The sequence below is a fragment of the Streptomyces sp. NRRL F-5755 genome, from assembly GCF_001279365.1.
In the GTDB taxonomy this organism is placed as follows: Bacteria; Actinomycetota; Actinomycetes; order Streptomycetales; family Streptomycetaceae; genus Streptomyces; species Streptomyces rimosus.
In genome coordinates this window covers 1-9,329 of record NZ_LGCW01000080.1, presented here as the reverse complement: position 1 = coordinate 9,329, position 9,329 = coordinate 1, and the positions used below count along the sequence as shown (strand labels likewise).

At 74.0% G+C, this 9,329-nt stretch carries 4 protein-coding genes; 3 read left to right on the top strand and 1 reads right to left on the bottom strand.

Annotated features, from left to right (window positions below):
• Positions 1-250: 250 nt before the first annotated feature.
• Complete coding sequence (locus ADK86_RS11115) at positions 251-3,388, top strand: endo-alpha-N-acetylgalactosaminidase family protein (RefSeq protein ID WP_078951993.1); 3,138 nt, start codon at positions 251-253, stop codon at positions 3,386-3,388.
• Positions 3,389-3,391: 3 nt separating this feature from the next.
• Here ADK86_RS11115 and ADK86_RS11110 read toward each other — a convergent pair whose 3' ends face one another.
• The gene (locus tag ADK86_RS11110) at positions 3,392-5,173 is read right to left on the bottom strand and encodes a glycoside hydrolase family 35 protein (RefSeq protein WP_053696426.1); all 1,782 of its coding nucleotides are present in this window, start codon (positions 5,171-5,173) and stop codon (positions 3,392-3,394) included.
• Between the two features lie 288 nt (positions 5,174-5,461).
• Between ADK86_RS11110 and ADK86_RS11105 the strand changes: the two genes are divergently transcribed.
• Complete coding sequence (locus ADK86_RS11105) at positions 5,462-6,337, top strand: helix-turn-helix domain-containing protein (protein WP_053696425.1); 876 nt, start codon at positions 5,462-5,464, stop codon at positions 6,335-6,337.
• 113 nt (positions 6,338-6,450) lie between these two features.
• Positions 6,451-9,012, top strand: coding sequence for an aminopeptidase N (pepN, locus tag ADK86_RS11100; RefSeq protein WP_053696424.1), 2,562 nt, complete (start codon positions 6,451-6,453; stop codon positions 9,010-9,012).
• Positions 9,013-9,329: the final 317 nt, after the last annotated feature.

Below are 9,329 nucleotides of genomic sequence, written 5' to 3'. Positions count from 1 at the left end.
GGTGTGGGCCGTACGGTTTCCGGGGGCGTGCTCGTCCGGCCGGGCCGCTCCTCGGCAGTCCGTCACCCGCCGTGCCTGCCTCCGCCCGTCCGTTAGTCCAACAGCCGCCGCGTCTTTGTCCATGGTCCCGCGCGCCGCGCACCCAGCACCCTGTCCCGCGAACGGACAGTGCCGGCGCGGAGGACGGAGAGCGCACGTGAACGGACGTACGGGAGCGGAGGGGCTGGCCGGTGCGGGGGAGCCGGGGGACGTGGGGGAGTCGGCAGGAGTGGGCCGGAGTCGTCCCAGCCGGAGGAAAGTTGTCGTCGGCACTGCGCTCGCCGGGATCGCGGGTGCGCTTCCGCTGGGTGGCGGCAGCGCGTACGCCGACGGGGCCGGCCCGTGGCCCCGGGCGGCCGCCGAGGCGGTGTTGCGCTCCGGCGCGCTGGAGGTCCGCGCCGACACCGCCTTCCCGCGCGTCGTCTCGTACACCGACCGCGGCACCGGTGCCGTCCTGTACGGCCAGTCCGACGTCGTCACCCAGGTCGTCATCGACGGCACCGCCCGCACCCCGCGGGTCACCTCCCGCCGGGCCGCCGGCCGCATCCGCTACACGCTCGCCTTCGACGGCGGCACCGAGATCGACGCCGAGATCACTGTCCGCGGATGGCGCGTCGACTGGCGCGTCACCAGGATCGCCGACACCCCGGCCCTGCGCGTGGGCACCCTCCAGATCCCCGGGCTCGCCCTGCTGAGCGTCCGCGACGACCAGCCCGGGGCCGAACTGCTCGCCGCCCGCATCGACCTGGACAAGGCCAGAAGCGGCGACACGCTCGTACGGATCGCGCCCGACACCCCCGTGGACGCCGCGCCCGTCGGCTGCGCGTACGCGGTCGCCGCCACCGGCCGGCTGGCCGCCGCCGTCGAGACCAACACCGTGTACGACAAGCCCGCCGGGGCCACCACCTGGGAGAACGGACGGCTGTGGCGGCAGACCGTGCAGAGCGGCGGCCACCGCTGGGCCCGCCTCGGCTGCGGCCAGTGGACCCACCGCGCGGCCACCGCGCCCGTGGCCGACACCGAGCCCCTGCCGTACGCCACCGTCATCCTCACCCGCGACCGCAACGGCGACGGCACCGCCGACTGGCAGGACGCCGCCATCGCGCTGCGCGACATCATGGTCAGCCCGCTCGGCGCGGACCGGCAGCACCTGCGCGTCGTCGCGCACATCCCGTTCAACTTCGCGAGCCAGGCCACCAACCCCTTCCTGGCCACGCTCGACAACGTCAAGCGGATCGCGCTGGCCACCGACGGGCTGCGGCAGTTCACGCTCCTGAAGGGCTATCAGTCCGAGGGCCACGACTCCGCGCACCCCGACTACGGCGGCAACTACAACCAACGGGCAGGCGGCCTCGCCGACCTCAACACCCTGCTGCGCGCCGGGAAGAAGTGGCACAGCGACTTCGCCGTCCACGTCAACGCCACCGAGTCCTACCCCGTGGCGCACGCCTTCTCCGAGACCCTGGTCGACAAAAGCGACGCACAGTGGGACTGGCTCGACCAGTCCTACCGCATCGACGCCCGCCGCGACCTGGTCTCCGGCGACATCGTCCGCCGCTTCCGGCAGCTGCGCGCGGAGACCGACCCGGCCCTGAACACCCTCTACATCGACGTCTTCCGCGAGTCCGGCTGGAATTCCGACCGGCTCCAGCGCCACCTGCGCGAGCAGGGCTGGCAGGTGGCCACCGAATGGGGCCACGGCCTGGAACGCTCCGCCCTGTGGTCGCACTGGGCCAACGAGACCGACTACGGCGGCGACTCCTCGCGCGGCATCAACTCCCGCCTCATCCGCTTCGTGCGCAACCACCAGAAGGACGTGTTCGCCGACAAGTGGCCGACGCTGCTCGGCGGCGCGCGGATGGGCAATTTCGAGGGCTGGGTCGGCAAGACCGACTGGCACGCCTTCTACAAGATCATCTGGGTGGACGCGCTGCCCGCCAAGTACCTCCAGGCGTACCCGATCCGTACCTGGCGCGACCACGAGATCACCTTCGAGGGACCGACCGCCACCACCGTCACGGACACCGACGGCACCCGCCGCATCACCACCGACGGACGGCTCGTCTACGAGGGCGGCCGCTACCTGCTGCCCTGGGAACCCCGCCGGGCCACCGACCCCGAAAAGCTCTACCACTACAACCCCGCGGGCGGCACGAGCACCTGGACGCTGCCGCGCGGCTGGTCGGGCGCCCGGAGCGTGTACCTCTACCGGCTCACCGACCAGGGCCGGTGCGGAATGCGGCGGCTGGCCGTACGCGGCGGGAAGGTCACCGTCACCGCCGAGGCCGGGCAGCCGTACGTCGTCCACCGCCGCCCCGCTCCGGACCGGGGCAGTCCTGGCTGGGGCGAGGGCACCCCGCTCACCGACCCCGGCTTCCACTCCGGCACCCTCGACGCCTGGCAGGTCAGCGGGCCCGCAACGGTCGAGGCGAGCCCGCTCGGCGACTACGAACTGGTCGTCGGCGCGGGCGGCGCGGCCGCCGTCAGCCAGCGCCTCGCCCGCCTCGCGCCCGGCAGCTACGCGGCCTCCGTGCAGGTGGAGGTGGGGGCGCGGCCGGGGGAGCGGCGCCGCGCCACGCTGGAGGTGCGCACCGGCGACGGCGTCACGGCCGCCAACTGGACCGAGACCTCCACCGCCGGGAACTTCGTCGCCGCCGACCGCAAGCACGGCACCCGCTTCCAACGGATGTTCACCCCCTTCACCGTCCCCGAGGGCGGCGGCCCCGTCACCCTCACCTTGGGTGTCGAGGCAGGCACGCCCCGTGTTCGTTTCGACAACGTGCGGGTGGTCCCCGCGGTTCCCGCCCATCCGCCGGGCACCGTCGCGCACGAGGACTTCGAGCACGTACCGCAGGGCTGGGGCCCGTTCGTCAAGGGCGACGCGGGCCGGGCCACCGACCCGCGTACGCACATCGCGCAGCGGCACGCGCCCTTCACCCAGCGCGGCTGGAACGGCAAGGCCGTCGACGACGTGATCGACGGCGGCCAGTCCCTGAAGTCCCGCGGCGAGAACGAGGGCCTGGTGTACCGCACGGTGCCGCACACCGTGCGCTTCGTCCCCGGACGCCGCTACCGGGTCAGCTTCCGCTACGAGAACGAGAAGGCCGGACAGTACGCCTGGATCACGGCCGCCGACACCCCGGACACCCGCGAACTGAGCCGCACCCCGCTGCCCGTCGCCACCGCACCCGCCACCCACACCTACGAGTTCACCGCCCCGGCTAGCGGCGAGGCGTGGGTGGGGCTGCGCAAGACGGGCAAGGACGGGAAAGCGGAGTTCGTTCTGGACGCGTTCGAGGTACGGGAAGTACCGGAGGTACCGGGGGTATCGGAGGCACGGGAAGGCTGACCGTCAGGGCATCAGACGGGGCGCCCCTGCCCGCTCCCCCTCGCCGGTGGGGGCGCCCTCCAGTTCCAGCAGAAGCAGTTCGTTGGCGCCCGCGCGCAGGACCGGGCCGGGGACATGCAGGGTGCGCTGCGGACCCGCCGCCCAGTAGCGCCCCAGGCAGAAACCGTTGATCCAGGCGAAGCCGCGCGCCCGGCCGGGGAGTTCGAGGGCGGCGTCACCGGGGGAGGGGACGGTGAGGGCGAACCGATGGAGGCCCGGTTTGCCCTCGCCCGGTACGCCTCCGGCGGCGTCCCGGAACGGCACCCGCCGTACCGCCGCCGCGTCCTCCAGCGCGTCCAGCCGCAGCCCGCGCGCCCGTACGCCGTGCAGGTACTGCCGCTCGTGCAGTACCCCGCCCGTGATGCCCTTCGCCTCCCCGAGCCGCGGCCCGTAGTTCACGCGCCCCAGCGACTCCACCCACAGCTCCACGATGGCGGGCCCGGCCACCGCCGCGCCGATCTCCGCCTCCTCCTCGCTCAGGGTCGGGCCCCGTACCCCGTCCACATACGTCACCGCCAGGTCGCGCAGCCCCGTCACCCGCAGCGGGAACGGCCCGCGCGGTCCGGGCACCTCGAAGCGGTAGCGCACCAGGCCCCGGTCCACGTCCAGTTCCTCGAAGGCCGGCGGCACACCCGAGGCCACCTCGGGACCGCCGAGCGCTTCCAGTACGTCCGCGAGCGGCGCCCACCCGGCCGGCTCGGCCCGTACGGGCGCGGCGAGCACCGGCGGCGCTTCGGGGAGCACGGGCAGCGGACCGGGGGCGTACGCCGCCAGCACCTCGCGGAAAAGCCGGAACTTCTCCGTGGGGCGCCCGCGTTCATCGAGGGGCGCGTCGTAGTCATACGACGTCACGGTCGGCTGCAAGGCCCCGTCGTGCAGCTCGCCCGCCCGGTTCGCCCCCGCCCAGCCGCCGAAGTTCGTCCCGCCGTGCGCCATGTAGACATTGACCGACGCACCGCACTCCAAGACCTCCCGTAGCGCCTCCGCCGCCTCCTCAGGGGGACGCGCCACCGGCGCCTCACCCCAGTGGGAGAACCACCCGCACCAGAACTCCATACACATCAGCGGCCCGCGCGGCCGGTGGCGACGGAGCACCGCGAACGCCTCGCGCGCCCCTGAACCGAAGTTGGCCGTGGCCAGGACACCCGGCACGGAACCGGCGGTGAGCATGTGGTCCTCCGGGCCGTCCGAAGTGAACAGCGGCACCGTCACACCGAGGCCGCGCAGCAGGTCCACCATGTGCGCCAGGTACGCCGCGTCGCTGCCGTACGACCCGTACTCGTTCTCCGCCTGCACCATCACCACCGGCCCGCCACGGTCGTACTGCCGCGCCACCACCTGCGGCAGCAGCCGCCCGAACCATGCGTCCACCGCCGCCAGATACGCCCGGTCGCGGGTCCGCACCCGCCGTCCCAGCGGGCCGGTCAGCCAGTGCGGCAGCCCGCCGTTCTCCCACTCGGCGCAGATGTACGGACCGGGCCGGACCAGCGCCATCAGGCCCGCCGCCGACACCGCGTCCAGGAAGCGGCCCAGCGCGTCCGGATCGCGGTAGCCGCCCGGCCGCGGCTCGTGCAGATTCCAGGGCACATACGTCTCCACGCAGTTCAGGCCCATGGCGCGCAGCATCGCCAGCCGGTGGCCCCACTGCGCCTCGTGCACCCGGAAGTAGTGCAGCGCGCCCGACAGCAGCCGCACCGGCCGCCCGTCCCGCTGGAAATCCCGCTCACCCACCACGAACTCGCCCATGGCGCCCGTCCCGTCCGCTCCGGCCGATCCCCGGCCCACCCTGGCCTCTGGCGGCACACGGGTCCATGGACAAAGATCGACGCTGGTTGGACGGAAGGAAGGCCGGGACGGGGGCCGGGACGGAACGCGTACGGACGGAAACCGGACCGGAGGGGACCGGATCGGAGCACTTGCGAACGTGAACCGGGCCGGATCGAAGCGCTTACGGACGTGAACCGGGCCGGGACGAAACACGGCACGGCCTCGTCCGGACACGGCCCGGCCAGGAACAGACGGGAGGACGCCCGCATGTACCACACCTGGATGCGGTACTTCACGCCGAGCCCGGTCCACCACCGGCTCGGCCTCGTATGCCTGGGCGTCGGACTCCAGCACGGCACCCTGCCGCCCGTAGGGCCCCGCATCCTCGACCACCACGTCGCCGTCGTCATCGGCGCCGGGCGCGGCTGGTACACCACACCCGACGGCATCCGACGGCCGGTCACCGCCCCCGCCCTGCTGTGGCTCGTCCCCGGCGTCACCCACCACTACGGCGCCGACCCGCACACCGGCTGGGACGAGAGCTTCGTCGACTTCACCGGCCCCGCCACCGCCACCTACACCGAACTCGGCTACATCGAACCCGACCACCCCCTCGTCCCGCTCGCCGACACCGCCGCCGCCCGCGCCGCCATCGGCCGCATCACCCGCGCCGCCCGCCGCGGCAACCCCTTCCTGGAGGTGGAGACCGCCGCCGCCGTCCACGAACTCCTCGTCGCGCTGCGCCGCGCCCGCGCCGACACCGGCGCGGACGGCGACCCCGTACTCCAGGCGCTCGCCCGCGACGCGTTCCTCCCGCTGTCCGTCGCCGAACACGCCGCCCGCCACGGCATGACCCCGGCCGCCCTGCGCACCGCCGTACGCCGCGGCGCCGGCTGCAGCCCCAAGGACTACCTGCTCGCCATCCGCCTCGGCCGCGCCAAGGAACTCCTCGCCGCCACCGAACTCCCCGTCGCCGCCGTCGCCCGCCGCGTCGGCTACACCGACCCGGCCTACTTCAGCCGCCTGTTCACCCGCCGCGTCGGCACCGCGCCCGTCCGCTTCCGAGCCCGCCAGGGCCACAGCGTCCCCGGCGGCTGGTCCACCCGCGTACCGGACCCGGACGACCCGCCGCGGATCGGCTGACGGGGCGCGGGCGGGGCGGTGGCGGGGCGCGCGGCGCCCGCGCGGGGCGCGGCCCCACCGGGAAAATCGCCGGTCGAGTGCGCGGTGTCAGTGGTGTACGGCAGCATGAGGACATGCCCGCACTGACGCGCGACGAGGCGCAGACCCGAGCCCGACTCCTCGACGTCCACCACTACACGGTCGACATCGACCTCACCCACGGCGCCGACCACTTCCGCTCCCGCGCGGCCGTCCGCTTCAGTGCGCGCATACCGGGCGACACGTTCATCGACGTCAAACCCACCGAGCTGCGCTCCGCCACCCTGGACGGCCGCCCGCTCGACCCGGACACCCTCGACGGCAACCGCCTGCCGCTCCCCGGCCTCACCGCCGGCGAGCACGAACTGCTCGTCGAGGCCACCATGCCGTACTCCCGCACCGGCGAGGGCATGCACCGCTTCACCGACCCCGCCGACGGCGAGACCTACGTCTACAGCCAGCTGTTCATGGAAGACGTCCAGCGCGTCTTCGCCGCCTTCGACCAGCCCGACCTGAAGGCCGTCTTCGAGCTGACCGTCACCGCGCCCACCGGCTGGACCGTCCTCGGCAACGGCATCGCCACCCGCCAGGACGGCGCCGCCAACCGCTGGACGCTCGCCCCCACCCCGCCCATCAGCACCTACCTCGTCGCCGTCGCCGCCGGCCCCTGGCACTCCGTGCACACCGAACACGCCGGCCTGCCCTTCGGCATCCACTGCCGCCGCTCCCTGGCCCCCTACCTGAACGCGGACGCCGAAGAGATCCTCGACATCACCCGCCGCTGCTACGACCGCTACCACACCCTCTTCGACGAGCCCTACCCCTTCGACTCCTACGACCAGGCGTTCGTCCCCGAGTTCAACCTCGGCGCCATGGAGAACCCCGGCCTGGTCACCCTCCGCGACGACTTCGTGCACCGCTCCGCCGTCACCGACACCGAGCGCCAGACCCGCGGCATGGTCATCGCCCACGAGATGGCCCACATGTGGTTCGGCGACCTCGTCACCCTCGCGTGGTGGGACGACATCTGGCTCAACGAGTCCTTCGCCGAGTACATGGGCTTCCAGGTCCTCTCCGAGGCCACCCGCTTCACCCACACCTGGACCGACTTCGGCATCGCCCGCAAGGGCTGGGGCTACGACGCCGACCAGCGCCCCTCCACCCACCCCGTCGCCCCTCTCCCCGACGACGTCCCCGACACCGCCTCCGCCCAGCTCAACTTCGACGGCATCTCCTACGCCAAGGGCGCCTCCGCACTGCGCCAGCTCGTCGCCTGGATGGGCGAGAAGGACTTCCTCGACGGCGTCAACGCCCACATCCGCCGCCACCGCTTCGGCAACGCCACCCTCGCCGACTTCATCGACTCCCTCGCCCGGGCCACCGACCGCGACGTGCACGCCTGGGCCGAAAGCTGGCTGCGCACCACCGGCGTCGACACCCTCACCCCCGCCGTCGGCACGGCCCCCGACGGCGGCTGGACCCTGCGCGTCGACCGGGACGGCACCCGCCCCCACCACCTCACCGCCGGGCTGTACGACCGCGACCCCAACGACCCGGCCCGCCTCGTCGCCAGGGACCACCTGGCATGGGACATCCCGGCACCAGCCGCCGAGCCCGGGAGCGCCGCCCCGGACGGCGCCGCCCCACCGCATCTGCACACCGCGCCCGGCCCCCGCCCCGCACTGATCCTCCTGAACGACGGCGACCTCACCTACGCCAAGGTCCGCCTCGACCCCACCTCCTGGGAAACCGTCCGCGAAGCGCTCTCCGGCCTGCCCGACCCCCTCAGCCGCACCGTCGTCTGGAACGCCGCCCGCGACATGGTCCGCGACGGCGAACTGCCCCCCGCCGCCTACCTGGACGCCGCCCGCGCCCACCTCCCGTACGAAACCGACATCGCCATCCTCTCCGGAGCCCTCGCCTTCGCCCGCACCCAGATCGCCGACCGCTACCTCCCCGCCGCCGACCGGCCCGCCGCCCTGAACACCCTCAGCACCATCGCCCGCGACATCCTGCGCCGCACCGAAGGCTCCGAGAACGGCGACGGCCAGGGCCTGCGCCTGGTCGCCGTACGCCTCTTCATCGACAGCGCCACCACCCCCGACGGCATACAGGACTGGCTCTCCGGCGGCAGCGTCCCCGGCGGCCCCCTCCTCGACCCCGAACTGCGCTGGCGCATCCTCGGCCGCCTCGCCGTCCTCGGCGCCACCACCCCCGCCGCCATCGAGGACGAACTCGCCCGCGACCCCAGCGCCACCGGCCGCCAGGGCGCCGCGACCTGCCACGCCGCGCTGCCCGACCCGGCCGCGAAGCAGGCCGCCTGGGACGCCCTGTTCACCACCGACGAGCGCACGGACCTGTCCAACTACCTCTTCAACGCCACCGCCGCCGGCTTCTGGGCCCCCGAACAGCTCGACCTGGTGCGCCCCTACGCCGGGCGCTACTTCCCCGCCGCGGTGGCCCTCGCCGCCCGCCGCGGCCAGGCCCTGGCCGACTCCGCCGGCCGCTACGCCTTCCCGACGCCCCTCGTCGAGGCCACCACCCTCCAACTGGGCGAGGAGTGCCTGCGCACCGCCGACCCGTCCCCGGCCCTGCGCCGCAGGCTCATCGACCAGCTCGATGACTTGCGGAGGGCGCTGCGGGTGAGGGGGGAGTAGCGGGGGCGCCCCATGGACCGGTCCGGGACGCGCGCCGTCCGGGCCCCGGCCGCCTCCCCACCCTGGCGCGCAACCTCCTCCGTACGACGGCGGGAGCCGCGGGGGCGGGGCGGTGCGCCCTGGACCGGACCGAGACGCGCGTCACCCCGTCCCGGCCCGTCGTCCCCGGCCCGCCGCACCCGGCGCGTACCCCCTCCGTATGACGGGGAAGCAGCAGGGGCGGGGTGCGCCCTGGACCGGACCGGGACGCGCGCCGCCCGTCCCGGCCCGTCGCCCCGGCCCGCCCCCCCCGGCGCGTACCCCCCTCCGTACGACAC

Bases quoted from the DNA above. Each gene is read 5' to 3' on its own strand.
- ADK86_RS11110 (WP_053696426.1), bottom strand. From the start codon at position 5,173: ATGGGCGAGTTCGTGGTGGGTGAGCGGGATTTCCAGCGGGACGGGCGG.
- ADK86_RS11105 (WP_053696425.1), top strand. From the start codon at position 5,462: ATGTACCACACCTGGATGCGGTACTTCACGCCGAGCCCGGTCCACCAC.
- pepN (WP_053696424.1), top strand. From the start codon at position 6,451: ATGCCCGCACTGACGCGCGACGAGGCGCAGACCCGAGCCCGACTCCTC.